This is a genomic window from Blautia sp. JLR.GB0024 (assembly GCF_037000545.1).
GTDB lineage: Bacteria > Bacillota > Clostridia > Lachnospirales > Lachnospiraceae > Blautia > Blautia celeris.
In genome coordinates, this window is record NZ_JBANBF010000002.1 from 58,669 (window position 1) to 75,887 (window position 17,219).

At 47.7% G+C, this 17,219-nt stretch carries 11 protein-coding genes; 10 read left to right on the forward strand and 1 reads right to left on the reverse strand.

Features of this window, described 5'->3' with window-relative positions; all coding sequences use genetic code 11:
* Window positions 1–22: 22 nt before the first annotated feature.
* Genes V8Q34_RS04580 through V8Q34_RS04590 form a run of 3 tightly spaced genes read left to right on the forward strand, consistent with a single transcriptional unit; the run spans window position 23 to window position 7,670 of the window.
* Window positions 23–1,654, forward strand: a complete 1,632-nt coding sequence (locus tag V8Q34_RS04580; RefSeq protein ID WP_148392043.1) for a CTP synthase — start codon at window positions 23–25, stop codon at window positions 1,652–1,654.
* Entirely contained in the window at window positions 1,641–6,182 is a 4,542-nt protein-coding gene (gltB, locus tag V8Q34_RS04585; RefSeq protein ID WP_335834932.1) for a glutamate synthase large subunit, read from the forward strand. Before V8Q34_RS04580 ends, gltB begins: the two co-directional genes overlap by 14 nt.
* Before the next feature lie 3 nt (window positions 6,183–6,185).
* Window positions 6,186–7,670: a glutamate synthase subunit beta gene (locus V8Q34_RS04590; RefSeq protein WP_335834933.1), complete on the forward strand. Its 1,485-nt coding sequence runs from the start codon at window positions 6,186–6,188 to the stop codon at window positions 7,668–7,670.
* Window positions 7,671–7,819: 149 nt separating this feature from the next.
* Here V8Q34_RS04590 and V8Q34_RS04595 read toward each other — a convergent pair whose 3' ends face one another.
* On the reverse strand, window positions 7,820–9,085 hold the full coding sequence (locus V8Q34_RS04595; protein ID WP_335834934.1) for a uroporphyrinogen decarboxylase family protein: 1,266 nt from the start codon (window positions 9,083–9,085) through the stop codon (window positions 7,820–7,822).
* Between the two features lie 210 nt (window positions 9,086–9,295).
* On the opposite strand from V8Q34_RS04595, the gene recQ reads away from it, so the two are divergent.
* From recQ to V8Q34_RS04630, 7 genes are all read left to right on the forward strand, one after another.
* Window positions 9,296–11,614 carry a DNA helicase RecQ gene (gene recQ / locus V8Q34_RS04600; RefSeq protein WP_227209895.1) on the forward strand — a complete coding sequence of 773 codons (2,319 nt, stop codon included), beginning with the start codon at window positions 9,296–9,298 and terminating at the stop codon, window positions 11,612–11,614.
* 349 nt (window positions 11,615–11,963) lie between these two features.
* Window positions 11,964–12,389 carry a prepilin-type N-terminal cleavage/methylation domain-containing protein gene (locus V8Q34_RS04605; RefSeq protein WP_052099338.1) on the forward strand — a complete coding sequence of 142 codons (426 nt, stop codon included), beginning with the start codon at window positions 11,964–11,966 and terminating at the stop codon, window positions 12,387–12,389.
* 161 nt (window positions 12,390–12,550) lie between these two features.
* Complete coding sequence (locus V8Q34_RS04610) at window positions 12,551–12,865, forward strand: hypothetical protein (RefSeq protein ID WP_033140688.1); 315 nt, start codon at window positions 12,551–12,553, stop codon at window positions 12,863–12,865.
* Window positions 12,866–13,032: 167 nt separating this feature from the next.
* Entirely contained in the window at window positions 13,033–13,812 is a 780-nt protein-coding gene (locus V8Q34_RS04615; RefSeq protein ID WP_033140687.1) for a prepilin peptidase, read from the forward strand.
* A 15-nt stretch (window positions 13,813–13,827) separates the two neighbouring features.
* Window positions 13,828–15,027 carry a type II secretion system F family protein gene (locus V8Q34_RS04620; protein ID WP_033140686.1) on the forward strand — a complete coding sequence of 400 codons (1,200 nt, stop codon included), beginning with the start codon at window positions 13,828–13,830 and terminating at the stop codon, window positions 15,025–15,027.
* Window positions 15,028–15,041: 14 nt separating this feature from the next.
* Window positions 15,042–16,520 carry a hypothetical protein gene (locus tag V8Q34_RS04625; protein ID WP_335834935.1) on the forward strand — a complete coding sequence of 493 codons (1,479 nt, stop codon included), beginning with the start codon at window positions 15,042–15,044 and terminating at the stop codon, window positions 16,518–16,520.
* The gene (locus V8Q34_RS04630) at window positions 16,517–17,218 is read left to right on the forward strand and encodes a hypothetical protein (RefSeq protein ID WP_148392037.1); all 702 of its coding nucleotides are present in this window, start codon (window positions 16,517–16,519) and stop codon (window positions 17,216–17,218) included. Before V8Q34_RS04625 ends, V8Q34_RS04630 begins: the two co-directional genes overlap by 4 nt.
* Window position 17,219 lies beyond the last annotated feature (1 nt).

Consider the following 17,219-nt stretch of genomic DNA (forward strand, 5'->3'; position numbering starts at 1 on the left):
GGCAACGCAGGAGGAAAATGTGATGGCAGTAAAGTATGTATTTGTTACAGGCGGCGTGGTGTCGGGATTGGGAAAGGGGATTACAGCGGCGTCGCTTGGGCGGCTTTTAAAGGCCAGAGGATATCAGGTGACCATGCAGAAATTTGACCCCTACATCAATGTGGACCCCGGTACTATGAATCCGATCCAGCATGGGGAGGTTTTCGTAACAGATGATGGGACAGAAACGGATCTGGACCTGGGACATTATGAACGGTTTATAGATGAAAGTCTGGATAAGAACTCCAATGTGACCACGGGTAAGATATACTGGTCGGTTCTGCATAAGGAACGCCACGGAGATTACGGCGGCGGGACAGTGCAGGTGATTCCTCATATCACCAATGAGATAAAGGGATGCTTCTACCGAGCTAAGACACCGGATGAAGAGAGAATCGCTATCATTGAGGTGGGAGGAACGGCAGGTGATATTGAGAGCCAGCCTTTTTTGGAGGCAATCCGGCAGTTCCAGCATGATGTGGGACATGAGAACGCGGTTTTGATCCATGTTACCCTGATTCCCTATTTGAAGGCTTCCGGGGAGCTGAAGACAAAACCTACCCAGGCAAGCGTGAAGGAGCTTCAGGGTATGGGACTGCAGCCGGATATTCTGGTGTGCCGGTCAGAATATCCTATTTCCCGGGAAATCAAAGATAAAATTGCGCTGTTCTGTAATGTACCGGGAAGTCATGTACTGCAGAACCTGGATGTGGAATATCTCTATGAAGCACCTCTGGCAATGGAAAAAGAAAATCTGGCTCAGGTGGTTTGTGAATGTCTGCGCCTGCCCTGCCCTGAACCTGATCTGGATGACTGGAAAGCCATGGTTGAAGACCTGCGGCATCCGAATACAGAGGTTGAGATAGCCATTGCAGGTAAATATATACAGCTTCATGACGCCTATTTAAGTGTTGCGGAGGCGTTAAAGCACGGTGGTATCGCAGGGCATGCCAGCGTGAAGATCCGTTGGGTGGATTCTGAAGATATCACGGAGAACAGTTGTGAAGAACTGCTGGGCGGTGTGGATGGAATCCTGGTTCCGGGCGGTTTTGGAACCAGGGGGACAGAAGGAAAAATACTGACAGTGAAATATGCCAGAGAGAACAAGATTCCCTTTTTGGGAATCTGTCTGGGAATGCAGACCGCGATCATTGAATTTGCCAGAAATGTGCTCGGTTATCATGATGCCAACAGCATGGAGCTGAATCCTGATACCCTGCATCCGGTCATTGCGCTCATGCCGGAACAAAACGGAGTGGAGGACCTGGGCGGGACCCTGAGACTTGGGTCTTACCCCTGCAGGCTGAAAATAGGAACAAAATCCTATTCCCTGTATGGGAAGGAGGAAATCACAGAGCGCCACAGACACCGCTATGAGGTAAACAATGACTACAGGGAGAGGCTGGAGGAGAAGGGAATGACATTGGCAGGCCTTTCACCTGACGGAAGGATCGTGGAGATGATTGAGATCACGGACCATCCATTTTTTATCGGAACACAGGGACACCCCGAATTAAAATCCAGACCGAATCATGCGCATCCCCTTTTTGCGGGACTTGTGTGTGCGGCTGTTGAATATAAGAAAGCAGAGGGATTTGACTATGAGAAAAGATGAAGGACTGTATCGGCAGCAATTTGAACACGACAACTGCGGTATCGGAGCCGTAGTGAACAGTAAAGGTGTTAAGAGCCACAAAACCGTGGAAAATGCATTGAAGATTGTGGAAAACCTGGAGCACAGGGCAGGAAAGGACGCAGAGGGAAAGACCGGTGACGGCGTCGGTATTCTGCTTCAGATTTCTCACAAATTCTTTGAAAAAGCCTGCAAAAAAGAGGGGATTGCGATTGGAGGAGAACGGGAATACGGAATTGCCATGCTGTTCTTCCCCCAGGATGAACTGAAATGCAACCAGGCAAAGAAAATGTTTGAGATCATTGTGGAGAAGGAGGGGCTGGAGTTTCTGGGATACCGCAAAGTGCCTGTATGTTCCCGGGTCCTGGGTCACAAGGCACTGGAGTGCATGCCGAATATAGTGCAGGCATTTATTAAAAAACCGGATCATGTGGAGAAAGGGCTTCCTTTTGACAGAAAACTATATATTGCCCGCCGTGTGTTTGAGCAGAGCAATGACAATACATACGTGGTGTCCATGTCCAGCAGGACCATTGTGTATAAGGGCATGTTTCTGGTAAATCAGCTTCGCACATTTTTCTCGGATCTGCAGGATACGGATTACGAATCAGCCATTGCCATGGTGCATTCACGTTTCAGTACCAATACTAACCCGAGCTGGGAGCGGGCACATCCGAACCGGTTTATTGTGCATAACGGAGAGATCAACACAATCCGCGGAAATGCTGATAAAATGCTGGCAAGAGAGGAGACCATGGCGTCAGATTATCTGAAGAATCAGCTCCACAAGGTGCTTCCGGTGGTGGACACCAGAGGATCTGACTCTGCCATGCTGGATAATACACTGGAATTTCTTGTGATGAACGGCATGGATCTGCCGCTGGCAGTCATGGTGGCTATTCCTGAACCCTGGGCTAACAATAATACGCTTTCCCAGGAGAGAAGGGATTTTTACCAGTATTATGCCACCATGATGGAGCCGTGGGACGGTCCGGCTTCTATCCTCTTTTCCGATGGCGATGTGATGGGCGCCGTTCTTGACAGAAACGGGCTTCGCCCGTCCAGATATTATATTACAAAAAACGGGGATGTTATTCTCTCCTCAGAAGTGGGGGTCATGCCTGTGCCGGAGGAGGAGATCGTACTGAAGGAACGTCTACATCCCGGCAAAATTCTGCTGGTCGATACGAGAAAGGGACAGATTTTCAGCGATGATGAAATAAAGGAGATTTATGCAAAAAAACAACCTTACGGTGAGTGGCTGGACAGTAACCTGGTGGAACTGCACGACCTGAAGATTCCCAACATCCGGGTGGAGGAGTATGAAGGGGAAGAGCTCACCAGAATGCAGAAGGCATTTGGATATACTTATGAGGACTACAGAAAATCTATTTACAGCATGGCCCTGAATGGTTCTGAGGGAATCGCGGCAATGGGAACAGATACACCACTTGCTGTGCTCTCGCAGAAGCATCAGCCTCTGTTTAACTATTTCAAACAATTGTTTGCACAGGTGACAAATCCGCCAATTGACGCTATTCGTGAAGAAATTGTCACCAGCACCACCGTATATGTGGGAAAAGACGGAAACCTGCTGAAGGAGCAGCCGGAAAACTGCCAGGTATTGAAGGTTAACAATCCGATTCTGACCAATACAGATATGCTGAAGATCAAAAACATGAAGGTGGACGGCTTCAAGGTAGCAGTGGTGCCGATCACGTATTATAAAAGCACCCGTCTGGACAGAGCCATTGACAGGCTGTTTGTGGAGGTGGATAAGGCGTACAAGGATGGTGCCAATATACTGGTTCTCTCGGACAGAGGAATTGATGAGAATCATATGCCGATTCCGTCACTTCTGGCAGTCTCCGCAGTGCATCAGTATCTGGTAAAGACAAAGAAGAGAACATCCCTTGCCATTATTCTGGAATCCGGTGAGCCGAGAGAGGTGCATCATTTCGCAGCACTTCTGGGGTATGGAGCATGTGCGGTCAACCCCTATCTGGCACAGGATACCATAAAGGAGCTGATCAATGATAAGCTTCTGGATAAAGATTATTATGCGGCTGTGGATGACTATAACAATGCCATTCTGCATGGGATTGTCAAGATCGCTTCCAAGATGGGTATTTCCACCATTCAGTCTTATCAGGGATCTAAGATATTTGAGGCGATTGGTATATCAGAGGAAGTGATCGGGAAGTATTTTGCAGGGACTGTGAGCCGCGTGGGCGGAATCACGCTGAAGGATATTGCAGATGATGTGGAGGTGCGCCATTCCAAAGCGTTTGACCCGCTGGGACTGCCAACGAATCTGGAGCTGGAGAGCATGGGAATCCATAAGATGAGGAGTGAGGGGGAGAAGCACCGCTATGATCCCCAGACCATCCATATGCTGCAGGAATCCACAAAACGCGGTGATTACGAAATGTTCAGACAGTATACGGAACTGGTAGACAGGGAACAGAGCGGATATCTGCGGAGTCTGATGGACTTTCGGTATCCGGAAAAGGGAATTCCCCTTGAGGAAGTGGAAAGTGTTGACGATATCGTAAAACGCTTTAAGACAGGTGCAATGTCCTATGGATCTATTTCCGAGGAGGCACATGAGACTCTTGCTGTTGCCATGAATATGCTGCATGGCAAATCCAACACCGGTGAGGGCGGAGAGAGTGATGAGCGTCTGGACAGTGCGGGAAGTGCTGTGGACCGCTGTTCCGCGATCAAACAGGTGGCATCCGGGCGTTTTGGCGTTACCAGCCGTTATCTGGTAAGTGCAAAGGAGATTCAGATTAAAATGGCGCAGGGAGCAAAGCCCGGCGAGGGAGGACACCTGCCTGCAAGGAAAGTCTATCCCTGGATTGCAAAGACCAGGCATTCCACACCCGGCGTAAGCCTTATCTCTCCCCCGCCGCATCATGATATCTATTCCATTGAGGATCTGGCAGAGCTTATCTATGACTTGAAAAATGCCAATAAATATGCCAGGATATCCGTGAAACTGGTGTCTGAGGCAGGTGTGGGAACCGTGGCAGCAGGTGTGGCAAAAGCCGGTGCGCAGGTGATCCTGATCTCCGGATACGACGGCGGTACCGGAGCAGCGCCGCAGAGTTCTATCCATAATGCAGGGCTTCCCTGGGAGCTTGGTCTTGCTGAGACTCATCAGACACTTCTTAAAAACGGGCTTCGCAGCCGGGTTGTGATCGAGACGGACGGCAAGCTGATGAGCGGTCGTGATGTGGCAGTGGCAGCACTGCTGGGCGCGGAGGAGTTTGGATTTGCAACTGCCCCCCTGGTGACCATGGGATGTGTCATGATGCGTGTCTGCAATCTGGATACATGCCCTGTCGGTGTGGCTACACAGAACCCGGAGCTGAGGAAACGTTTTAAGGGCAGACCGGAATACGTGGTAAACTTTATGCGTTTTATAGCAGAGGAACTGCGGGAGTACATGGCAAAACTGGGTGTCCGTACACTGGATGAAATGGTAGGACGCACGGACCTGCTGAAAGTGAAGGAGAATGCCGAGAATCCAAAGGCTTCTCAAATTGATTTAAGTGCAATTTTGAATAATCCGTATATGAAAAAAGGCGCAAAGGTCACATTTGATCCGGCACAGGTGTATGACTTTAAGCTGGAAGAGACAAAGGATGAAAAGGTGCTGCTGAAAAAGCTGGGAAAAGCGGTTGAGAAAGGTGAGAAAGCCGGTGTGGAGATCCAGGTGACCAACACGGACAGGGCATTTGGAACTATTCTGGGTGCGGAGATCACAAGGCAGCATAAGGACGGGCTTCCCGAGGATACCATAACTGTTTCCTGTAATGGAGCCGGAGGGCAGAGCTTTGGAGCATTTATTCCAAAAGGACTTACCCTGACGCTGTGCGGGGACTGTAATGACTACATGGGCAAGGGTCTGTCCGGTGGAAAAATTGTACTGTATCCGCCGAAAAAAAGAAACTATAAGGCAGATGAAAATATTATTACCGGTAATGTTGCACTCTATGGGGCGACCAGCGGAACTGCTTATATCGGCGGTGTGGCAGGGGAACGTTTTGCGGTCCGAAACTCAGGCGCCTGTGCTGTAGTAGAGGGCGTGGGAGAGCACGGCTGTGAATATATGACCGGTGGACGTGTGGTCGTGCTGGGAAAAACGGGCAAGAACTTTGCTGCAGGAATGAGCGGTGGTATTGCCTATGTGCTGGACGAGAAAAATGATCTGTACAAAAATTTGAATAAAGAAATGATTTCCATTGAAAAGGTGGAGACAAAGCCGGATATTCAGGAGCTGCACCATATGATCAAAGCTCATGTGGAGGCTACCGGCTCCGGGAAGGGACAGGAAGTGCTGGCGCATTTTCAGGAGTATCTGCCTAAATTCAAAAAGATCATTCCGGATGACTATAAAAAGATGACCACTCTGGCTGCGAGAATGGAAGAGCAGGGTATGTCGCCGGAACAGGCAAAACTGGAAGCGTTTAACGAGAATTTTAGTCAGAAAGGGGCAGAGTAAGTCATGGGAAAGCCTACAGGATTTTTAGAATATAACAGAGAAAATGCCCGGATGGAGGAGTCAAAAGAGAGGATTAAGCATTTCAGAGAATTTAAAAAATATCTGTCCAGAGAAGAACAGCAGAAACAGGGGGCGCGCTGCATGGAGTGCGGCATTCCCTTCTGTCAGTCAGGTGCTATATTGGGAGGTATGGCTTCCGGGTGTCCGCTGCACAATATGGTGCCTGAGACAAATGATCTGGTATATACGGGAAACTGGGAACAGGCATATCTGCGCCTTTCAAAAACACATAGTTTTCCGGAATTTACGTCCAGAGTATGCCCTGCGCTGTGTGAGGCTGCATGCACCTGTAACCTCAACGGGGAGCCTGTGGGGACTAAGGAAAATGAACACGCCATCATTGAGACGGCATATGAAATGGGATGGGTAAAGCCACAAATTCCAAAAGTGAGGACAGGAAAAAAGGTGGCTGTCATCGGAAGCGGGCCCTCGGGTCTGGCGGCTGCGCAGCAGCTCAACCGGAGAGGACATCAGGTGACTGTGTTTGAAAGGAACGACAGAATCGGAGGGCTGCTGCGCTACGGCATTCCGAACATGAAGCTGGATAAGTCTGTAATTGACAGAAGAGTGAGGCTGATGGAGGAAGAGGGCGTTGTCTTCAAAACGGGCGTGGATGCAGGGAAGGATATTAAGGCGTCCGAGCTGCAAAAAGAGTATGACAGGGTTGTGCTCTGCTGCGGGGCTTCCAACCCCAGGGATATAAAAGTTCCGGGAAGAGATGCGGGTAATATTTATTTTGCGGTGGATTTTCTTACTTCCGTGACAAAGAGTCTGCTGGATTCTGATTTAAGGGATAATAAGTTTATATCTGCAAAGGGAAAACATGTGCTGGTGATCGGCGGCGGCGACACGGGAAATGACTGCGTGGGAACAGCCATCCGTCTGGGTGCCAAATCTGTGACACAGCTTGAAATGATGCCAAAGGCGCCTGATACAAGGGCTGATAGCAATCCCTGGCCCCAGTGGCCCCGCGTCTGTAAGACGGATTACGGACAGCAGGAGGCGATCGCTGTGTTCGGGCATGACCCCAGGATATATCAGACAACAGTGACGGAGTTCCTTAAGGATGAAAAAGGGGATGTGCAGAAGGCTGTGACCGTTAAGCTGGAGAGTAAGAGAGATGAGAAGACAGGCCGCATGAATATGGTTCCTGTTAAGGGGACAGAGGAGGTAATCGAGGCACAGCTTGTCCTGATCGCAGCGGGATTTCTGGGGAGCCAGAAGTATGTGACGGAAGCCTTTCGCGTGTCTGTGAACGAGAGGAGCAATGTGGCCACAAAGCCGGGCGAGTATGAGACCAGTATACCCGGTATATTCACTGCGGGGGATATGCACAGGGGGCAGTCCCTGGTCGTCTGGGCTATCCGGGAAGGACGGAAGGCAGCGGAGGCAGTGGATGCCTCGCTGATGGGGTATTCTAATCTGTAGATAGTATGTAAATGATTTTGTGAAACGCCGCACCGGGAACGGCAGTATACCCGGTGCGGCATTATATTTCTGCAGACTGCTGATTTTCTCATTTTTTTATTGTATCAGTGGGCCTGCTGTGTTATGATAAATGCATCTGAAAGGATGTTTTACTTCTTGCCGTAGGTAAGTACGGTGTCATACATCGCTTCTATATTTTCGCGTTTCGCATTGTCAATACTTCCATTTGTATCAAAAATATACCCGCCGCCTGGGGCACAGGTGTCTATGAGTGATTTGCAGGCGTCAATGACCTGTTGCCTGGTTCCGTGTTCCAGCAGATAAATGGACATGTTGCCGGAGATGCATGCTATGCTGCCCAGAACCTTTTTCGCCTGTGCCATATCCACACTCTCAAAGTGATAAATAACCTTGCCGGCCGGAACGTCCGCAAGCTGTTCCAGGCGGCTGTTGTATTTTCCTTCTGTGTAGATAAAAGGCGTGACACCCATATCTATGAGGGCGAGCATGATTTTTTTCAGCGGATTCCAGTAAAGTTTTTCATATTGTTTGGGGCTCATGAATCCGTCCATGCCTTTGTGGAGCGGGAAGAAGACACGTTTTACAGGGAGAGGAGCAGTTTTAAAATACCCGTAGGAGGCTATCTGTATGTCTGCCAGCATATCACAGGCCTTTTCTATCATGTCCGGGCATTCAATCTGGTCCGTGAGCGCTCCCAGGGTTCCCCTGTAATAATCCCCGATAATATCAAAGGGAGCTTCCCCGACTCCTGTCATCATAGGAGGGATTCCCATGGCTGCAATCCGGGCTGAGAGGGCATTGCTGGCCGCAGCAGCTTTTGCATCCTCTTCCCCAATCTTCGCCAGAATGGAAAACGCCTCCTGTACATCCGGGGAATAGAAGGAAGCCAGGGGTGTGGTGCTCAGTACAATGGAAGGAACAAAGTGAATGCCGGAAAGGCCCTTCAGATTGGGAAACGCGCGCGGGATGTATTTGCGCAGGGTAAATCCCATAAAATCATTGATAAACTCCGGATATTCATCCTGAGACATATATTCGTGTTCGATCACCTGATGGGTGGAAAAGTCAGGCACTCTTGTTCCGGGCCTTCCGGGCCAGTCAATCATGGTGGAACCGGCAAGTTCGTTGGACCTGCCGCTGGTGAATGCCAGGTGGATGTCTGCATCGGGCTGGAAATCCTGATAGAAGCGGAGGATACACTGAGATGCTTTTTCGTAGTCATACATGCTGTCACGGAAGGTGCCGCCATAGAGGAAATAGGGAAGTGCGCTGTTGAAGGGGGCGAATGGAACCCTGTCACCTTCCTGCAGTGCAATGGCATCGTCTACCCTTTTGATACGTTCCCGGAACAAGTCCTGAGGGTTTTGTGATGATGAGGGTGTTTCATTAGTCATAGAGACTCCTTTCCCACATTTTATCTGCTTTTTGTGGAAAACCATGTCCATTTGGCAGTAGAATGTGTATAAACAGGTTCCGTGCAAAGTTTATAACTTTATTATAATAAATTGTATGGAAAAGTAAATGGAAACAGGCGTTTTTGCTTGCATTTTTATCGGCTGAATGATATGGTTTGCGGGCATGTACAGATAACAGGAGGATACAGTATGGATAAATATCAGATACTGAAAAAATATTTTGGTTACGATACATTTCGGGAGGGGCAGGAGCCGTTGATCGACAGTATTTTGTCCGGAAGGGACGTACTTGGGATATTGCCGACAGGTGCCGGAAAATCACTCATATATCAGATTCCGGCTATGCTTATGGATGGCATTACGTTGGTGATCTCGCCTCTGATCTCTTTAATGAAGGACCAGGTGGGGTCTCTGAATCAGGCGGGGATTCATGCGGCCTTTCTGAATAGTTCACTGACAACTGGCCAGTATTATAAGGCACTTGAGCTTGCCAGGCAGGGGAGATATCCCATTATTTATGTGGCACCGGAGAGGCTGGTGACAGAGGAATTTCTGGATTTTGCCCTTCATGCAAAGATAGCTATGGTGGCTGTTGATGAGGCGCACTGCGTTTCCCAGTGGGGGCAGGATTTTCGACCAAGTTATCTGAAGATCGTAGAGTTTATTAAGAAACTGCCCAAAAGGCCGGTGGTGAGTGCCTTTACTGCTACAGCCACCAGGGAGGTGCGGGATGATATTATGGATATTCTGCTGTTGGAAAATCCGGAGGTTCTGACCACGGGATTTGACAGGCCAAACCTGTATTTTGGAGTGCAGTCTCCGAAGGATAAGTATGGAGTGCTGAAAAATTATCTGGAGATGCATCCGGGAGAATGCGGCATTGTGTACTGTCTCACCAGAAAAGGGGTGGAGGAGGTGTGCGGGAAACTTAAGGAAGATGGATTTTCCGTTACACGGTACCATGCAGGCCTTGGGGACGCGGAGAGAAAGAAGAACCAGGACGATTTTATATATGACAGGTATCAGATCATTGTGGCGACAAACGCGTTTGGTATGGGAATTGACAAGTCAAACGTGAGATTTGTAGTGCATTACAATATGCCGAAGAACATGGAGAGCTATTATCAGGAGGCAGGACGTGCCGGGCGTGACGGGGAGCCGGCGGAATGCATTTTACTCTATGGGGGACAGGATGTTGTGACAAACCAGCTCTTTATTGACAACAGCCAGGAGAACCAGGAGCTGGACCCGGTGGCCCGGGAGCTGGTGGCAGAGCGGGACAGGGAGAGGCTTCGTAAAATGACATATTATTGTTTTACCAATGAGTGTCTCCGGGATTACATACTGCGGTATTTTGGGGAGTATGGGGAAAATTACTGTGGGAACTGTTCCAATTGTCTGAGCCAGTTCGAGACCGTGGATGTGACGGAGATTGCCAGAGCGCTTGTCGGATGTGTAAAAAGCAGCAGGCAGAGATATGGGGTAAACGTTATTATTGACACTGTACACGGTGCGAATACGGCAAAGATCAGGAATTACAGGATGAATGAAAATCCCAATTACGGGGAACTGGCAAAAGTGCCGTCATATAAATTGAGACAGGTTATAAATTATCTGCTGCTGAATGAGTTCCTCACGGTTACCAATGATGAGTATGCGATCGTGAAGCTGACGGCAAAATCGGAAGAGGTTCTGGGTGATGAGGCGCAGATCACTATGAAAATGGCAAAGGAACAGGAGCATCAGGCAAAGGAGAAGAAGGAGAAAAAGAGCAGAAAAGGAATTGCAGCCGGGCTTGCCGGAGCTGATTTTACCGAGGCAGACGAACAGCTCTTCGAGGTGCTGCGCAGTCTTAGGATGGAGATAGCAAGGGAGGAGAAGGTGCCGCCTTATATTGTCTTCTCTGACAAAACATTGACGCATATGTGTATTGTAAAACCAAGAACCAGGAGTGCAATGCTGACGGTTACCGGCGTTGGAGAATTTAAATATGAAAAGTACGGGGAGCGTTTTGTGGCATGTATCAGGGAGCATGTGCCGGATGACGGCGAAAATGAAGATGTGACAGGGGCAGGAATTGTTGGAGAGGAAGCGGGAATCTTTATAGAAAATGGTATGAATGATGAGGGGAAAGGTACTGGGAAAAATAAGGGGAAGGCAAAAGGAAAACAGGAATTTTCTCTGACAAAAGATATGGAGCAGGCGTTTCCGTTTGCCGATAAGATGACACTCAGCGAGCTGGTTGCTAAGTTGAATGAACTGCGTGATGAAAGCACCATGAAGCGTCTGACAAATAAGGCAGTGCAGCAGAAGCTGCTGGATGAAGGATATCTGGAGACATTTGGATTCCGGGGGATTCCCATGCAGCGTGCTTCTGAGAAAGGAAAAGAAACCGGGATCACTGCCGAGAGACGTGTAAGTGAAAAGGGAAATGAATATGATGTGCTGTATTATTCTGCGGAGGCACAGAAAACATTGCTGGAGATGATAAAGAATGGGTTAAAGTAAGGGGTAAAAATACGTCTTTTGTGAGTGGTTAGGGAATTTAATTAAGTTTGTTTAACCTCTTTCGCAAACAAATGACATGAAAGTATAAGAAATAAAGTGAATATTACAAATTTGCAAAAATTAAGAAATAATTAATTTGATTGTTAATGGTTTTGTTGACAAAAGTAGTCAAAAATTATATAATAAATTAATGCAGAAGTTCAGGTAATTGCGGCATATAAGCAGCATTTAACACAATATATATAGTACAGCCAGTTAATGCAGTTTTGCTGTTTTATCCGCGGATTTCACCCATAGTAAGGTGCAAGGTATGTGGGTGGCAAATAAAAAAAGATGGAGGGATTCACGGATGTTGAAAAGGTTGAGAGAAAATCGAAAGAGTAAAAAGGGTTTTACTCTGGTGGAATTGATTGTTGTTATTGTTATTATTTTGGTTTTGGCGGCGGTTATGGTGCCGAGTGTTTTGAAGTATGTTGATAAAGCTAATCAAGCTAATACTAAATCTGATGCAGCAACTATACTAGTTGATGTTCAGGCACAGATAGCAGATGCTTATTCAGCAACAACTGTGGCTACACCAGGAGAATTAAAATCCAATGGTGTAGTAGTTGAAAAAGCAACTACGCTAATAGCTGCTAAAGGGACGAAAGCAGCAACATATAATGAAACTAATGGAGATCTTGAATCATTTTCTTATCGTGATACTAATCATTGGATTCAGTGGAGTAAAGAAAAGGGTTGGTCTGAAGTAGATAAGGCGTTGCCAACAACGTAAAATAAAAAAGGGGGTTTCATAATTAACAAATGCACACAGATTATGAAACACTCACCCAAAAACTAAATTTCCGCAGACTACTAAAAATTTCCCTACTAACGCTCCTAATCAGCATAGCTGTTCTTGCACCAGCGCTATGGTATTGGGAACAATCGATTCAAATGCGGTCTGCATTTAGAAGCGCCAAAAATGTGCTCCTGAACACAGAATTGCTCTCCATCCAATATAGTGGTTTGGAGGAGCCGCTTTTAGACAGTTCCCGTGAAAGCGGTATGTCAAAGGAAGCGGAAGAGGAAGTGAAGAGTTATTCCGGAGTGGAAGGTGAGATTCATCTCATCTCCTGGGATAAGGCCAAATGCCGTGTGCTGAGCATGACATATCAGGAGGGAAAGTATTTAGTTATCTACGAAGCAGATGACAAGGATTCCGGAACATGGACAATTTACCGGAAGACCCGACAATATGAAAATCAATAACAGGAGGGGATTTCGTTTGGTATAAACCAGGTGAAATCCCTTTTTGTCATTTACAGGCATATAGATGCGATTTTGTTCGGAATTGTCTTTTTAGGAGGATGAATATTGATGTACAATAAAAATAACTTCGTCCTTCTAAAAAAATAATTTGGAACAAAGAGGCTGATATGGACGTATATAATAGTTATCCGGCAATGATTGCCGTAGTGATATTCTTTATGGGAACCTGCATATTTTCTTTTCTGAACGTGATCATCTACCGTGTTCCCAGAAAAATGGATTTTGTCAAAGGACATTCCTTCTGTCCTTCCTGCCGTCACCAGTTGGGGGCTTTGGATCTGATTCCTCTGTTCAGTTATATTTTCCTGGGCGGAAAGTGCCGTTACTGTAAGAAGAAAATAGGTGCCAGGGATACGCTCATTGAACTGTTCGGCGGCGCGGCGGCCCTGTTCTGCGGCTGGTATTATAAGGAAAAACCGGCTGCCGGATTGACCGTGTTCCTGTTTTTCTGTATTCTGACTGTAGTGACATTTATGGATATGGACACCATGGAAATAGAGGACGGGTGCTGGATTGCCGTATACATACTGGCAGCGGCAGCCTGTTTTACAATGCCGGAAACATCTCTTATCTCAAGGCTTATAGGAATTGTCTGTGTAAGCGTCCCCATGCTTCTTCTGACTTTAGCCATACCGGGAGCTTTCGGCGGCGGAGATATGAAGCTGATGGGTGCCTGCGGCGCGTTTCTGGGGTGGAAGATCACACTGATATCCACAGTGCTGGCTGTATTGGCTGGTGGAATATGGGGAATCTGGCTGCTGATAGGTAAGAAAAAGGACAGGAAGGACCATTTTGCATTCGGCCCGTTTCTGTGTATGGGAATGGCTGTGGGAGTTTTGTATGGGGAACAGATTATTTCCTGGTATCTTGGATTTTTAATTCTGTAAATGGGAGGCCGCGTTATGGCACAATACAAATATAAGGCAAGAACTTTAGAGGGCAAGGTAATAAAAGGTATCATGACCGTGGCGGATGACACGGAGCTTCAGCAGAAACTGCATGAGCAGGATGCCTTTCTGCTGTCCGCCAAAGCTGTTAAGAGTTCAAAGGGGATGCGGCAGTTTAAGCCAAAGGTTCTGGCGGATTTCTCCAGACAGATGGGGACTCTGATTGCGTCCGGTGTTACTCTGGTCAGGGCTTTGAATATTATGGCGAACGGCGAATCCGTAAAGCCCAAGGAGAGAGGCGTCTATGAGGATATCCTTAGACAGATTCGCCAGGGTATTGCCCTTTCCGATGCTATGGAGGCACAAAACGGGGCATTTCCGCCTCTGATGATATATATGTATCGTTCCGCAGAGACCAGCGGTAATCTGGATAAAGTCTCCATGCAGATGGCGGAGCACTACGAGAAAAGCCACAAGCTCAACGCCAAGATTTCCAGCTCCATGACATACCCCAAAATACTGGGGGTTATGGTGGTGGCAGTTGTTCTGATCTTGACCAAATTCGTTCTGCCCCAATTTGCAGAGCTGTTCGCCCAGATGGATGAACTTCCCTTATCCACCAGGATACTGATGGGATTCAGTGACCTTCTGCAGGAACACTGGATTCTGGTATTGATAGCTGTGATCCTCCTGGTGGTCGGAGTCAGAGCGCTGATGCTCATTCCGAAAGTGCGTATGAAATGGCATAGATTCAAGCTCTGGGTGCCTCTGTTCGGAAAGCTTCAGAAGACAATCTGTACGTCCAGATTTGCCAGAACTTTAAGTTCCCTGTATTCCGCAGGTATCCCTATTGTATCGGCACTGCAGATTGCCAGAAAGACAATCGGAAATGATTACATAGATGCCCAGTTCGACCAGGTGATCCCCTTTGTGCGGGCAGGAAATAATCTGAGTGACGGCCTGGACCTGATTGATGGATTTGTAAGAAAATTATCGGATTCCATAAGAGTGGGTGAGGAGACAGGAAGCCTGGATTCCATGCTTTCCTTTACTGCGGATTCCATGGAATACGATGCAGATATGGCTATAAGCAAAATGGTCTCTTATGTGGAGCCCATCATGCTCCTGATCATGGGTGTAGTTGTGGCATTTGTTATGGTTTCCGTATTCAGTGCCCTTTACGGTTCTTATGACTCCATTGCAGGCATGTCTTAGAAAGGGGAAACAAAATGCTGACAGTCTATTTATCAAACAAATATATCAGAATCGTCACAGGCGAATCCACCTCCGGAAAGGTCAATATCCGGGGGATGTACTATACAATAGATACCACAGGATGCCTGGTAAACGGCTCCATTGTGGATGAAGAAGCCCTGCTGGATATTCTGAAGGAACAGTGGGAAATGCAGAACCTGCCGAAAAAGGATGTGTATCTGGTGCTGGACAGCAGCCAGTTCAATTCCAAAGTTGTTCAGGTTCCGGTGATGAATGAAAAGAAAATGATGGAATATCTGAGCCGTGAATTTACGGATGTGGGGAGAATCTCCAATCCTGTTTACGGCTATTTCCCGTTGAACGGGACGGATAAAAAAGCGAAGATCAGACAGATATTTGCCATGACAGTGCCCAGGGACTATGCCCTGCAGTTCTCTCAGCTTTTCGCAAAGCTGGGGGTAAAGCTTTCAGGCATTGAATGTGCCAATGGAGCCATGATAAGGCTTCTGGAAAAAATGGTACAGTTAAAGGGGAAGACCTGTATTGTCCAGTTTGTGGATGAGATGAACCTGACCAATGCGCTGCTGGTAGATGGAAAATATGAGACCTTTAACAAAAAACGTCTCTTCTCAGAACCGGGAACTCCGGGATACGCAGTGGAGACTGCCAGGGCAGCCAACAACCTGATGCAGTTCGCAAAAGCTCAGAATATCCCCCAGAAAATTACGGACGTGTACATTGCCGGACTGACAGATGAGGATTATGCGGTCTATGAGGACGGGATTGCCCAGATCAACCCGGAACTGGGCGTGGAACAGTTGGAGACGGGCGGAAGTTTTGTCTACTCAAAGACGGATGACCCGTATATCAGCTTCGCAAATTTTGCGCTGGCCATAGGCGGTATGCTGAAAACGGACCCCAAGGGCAATATTATCACCCAGCTAAAATATACGCCGGAACAGATAGAAAAGAGAAAAGCGAGAAGAAAGATCACCATACCTGTGGGAGCCGTTGTGGGTGTGCTGGTACTGGCGTCCCTGATTTTTCTGGTGAGAAAGATCATGCTGGGCAGTGAACTGAAGGCGCTGGAGGAATACAATCAAAGGGAATCCGTACTTGAGGCCTGTGAGGAATATGATGCGGCTCAGGAGAGAATGTCCGCCATTTCTGCCATTCATACAGGCATGGAATCTCTGGGAGATGAGATTGGTGAGTATCCCCTTGTGGACAGCTCTGTAGAAGCTGTGATCACATCCTGCGCGGAAGGGCTTGTCTCCGCGGAGATCAGTTCTTATGATTCCACCACAGGAATTCTAAGCTTTAATACCAGTGCCGGGAATGTAGAGCAGATCAACCGGTTCATTGAACTTCTCATGGAGGAGGAGATATTTGCGTCTGTGGATTACACGGGATATTCACAGAACCAGGACGGAGACTGGAGTGTAAATGTAAACTGCACCATGGCTCCGGTACAGGGGGAGGCGGAAGAATGACACTGAAAGTGACGGAGAGAGATAAAAAAATTCTGATCGTGCTGGGAATTGTTCTCGTTATCCTTGGCCTGACAATCGGCGTTCTTATGCCGCTTGCGGAGGATACCCAGGAACTCAGTGAGAAGATCACAGAGGCAGAGATAGAGAAACAGGAAAAAGAGATGAAGGTGGTCTCGCTGCCGGGAATCAGAACCAGGGAGGAGCAGTCCCAGAAAGACCTTACAGCTATGCAGGACAAATACTACCCGGTGATGAAGAGTGTGGAGATTGACCGTATGATGACCAATACTGCAGTGAACTGCGGCATTCAGGTCACCAATATGGACATTAAAATGCCGGATTTTACTGCTTACACCACGCTTCCCAATTACTCGGATCTTGTATACGGAACAGAGCAGGAAAACAGTGAAAATACCGCATTTGACGGCATGTATACAGCCAGCCTGACCATGAATATGACCGGTTCCAGAGAGAACCTGCAGGCCATGCTGGATGTGACGGTCAGCCAGAACCCCAGACAGAGAGTAACGGATTTTTCATGGCAGAAGAATCAAAAAGAGGGCAGCAGCGAATATACATTAAGTATGTCAGTTGAAATATATATGTACGAGGACGTTGAGACGTATGTGCAGAAACAGCTTTTAGGCGCTGTTCTTGGAGATGCGGAGGCAGAAGAGAGCAGTGAGACTGAGGAATAGT

What these genes read in the sequence shown, in the direction of transcription:
- V8Q34_RS04580 (WP_148392043.1), top strand. Translation starts at nt 23, where the DNA reads ATGGCAGTAAAGTATGTATTTGTTACAGGCGGCGTGGTGTCGGGATTG.
- gltB (WP_335834932.1), top strand. Translation starts at nt 1,641, where the DNA reads ATGAGAAAAGATGAAGGACTGTATCGGCAGCAATTTGAACACGACAAC.
- V8Q34_RS04590 (WP_335834933.1), top strand. Translation starts at nt 6,186, where the DNA reads ATGGGAAAGCCTACAGGATTTTTAGAATATAACAGAGAAAATGCCCGG.
- V8Q34_RS04595 (WP_335834934.1), bottom strand. Translation starts at nt 9,085, where the DNA reads ATGACTAATGAAACACCCTCATCATCACAAAACCCTCAGGACTTGTTC.
- recQ (WP_227209895.1), top strand. Translation starts at nt 9,296, where the DNA reads ATGGATAAATATCAGATACTGAAAAAATATTTTGGTTACGATACATTT.
- V8Q34_RS04605 (WP_052099338.1), top strand. Translation starts at nt 11,964, where the DNA reads ATGTTGAAAAGGTTGAGAGAAAATCGAAAGAGTAAAAAGGGTTTTACT.
- V8Q34_RS04610 (WP_033140688.1), top strand. Translation starts at nt 12,551, where the DNA reads ATGCGGTCTGCATTTAGAAGCGCCAAAAATGTGCTCCTGAACACAGAA.
- V8Q34_RS04615 (WP_033140687.1), top strand. Translation starts at nt 13,033, where the DNA reads ATGGACGTATATAATAGTTATCCGGCAATGATTGCCGTAGTGATATTC.
- V8Q34_RS04620 (WP_033140686.1), top strand. Translation starts at nt 13,828, where the DNA reads ATGGCACAATACAAATATAAGGCAAGAACTTTAGAGGGCAAGGTAATA.
- V8Q34_RS04625 (WP_335834935.1), top strand. Translation starts at nt 15,042, where the DNA reads ATGCTGACAGTCTATTTATCAAACAAATATATCAGAATCGTCACAGGC.
- V8Q34_RS04630 (WP_148392037.1), top strand. Translation starts at nt 16,517, where the DNA reads ATGACACTGAAAGTGACGGAGAGAGATAAAAAAATTCTGATCGTGCTG.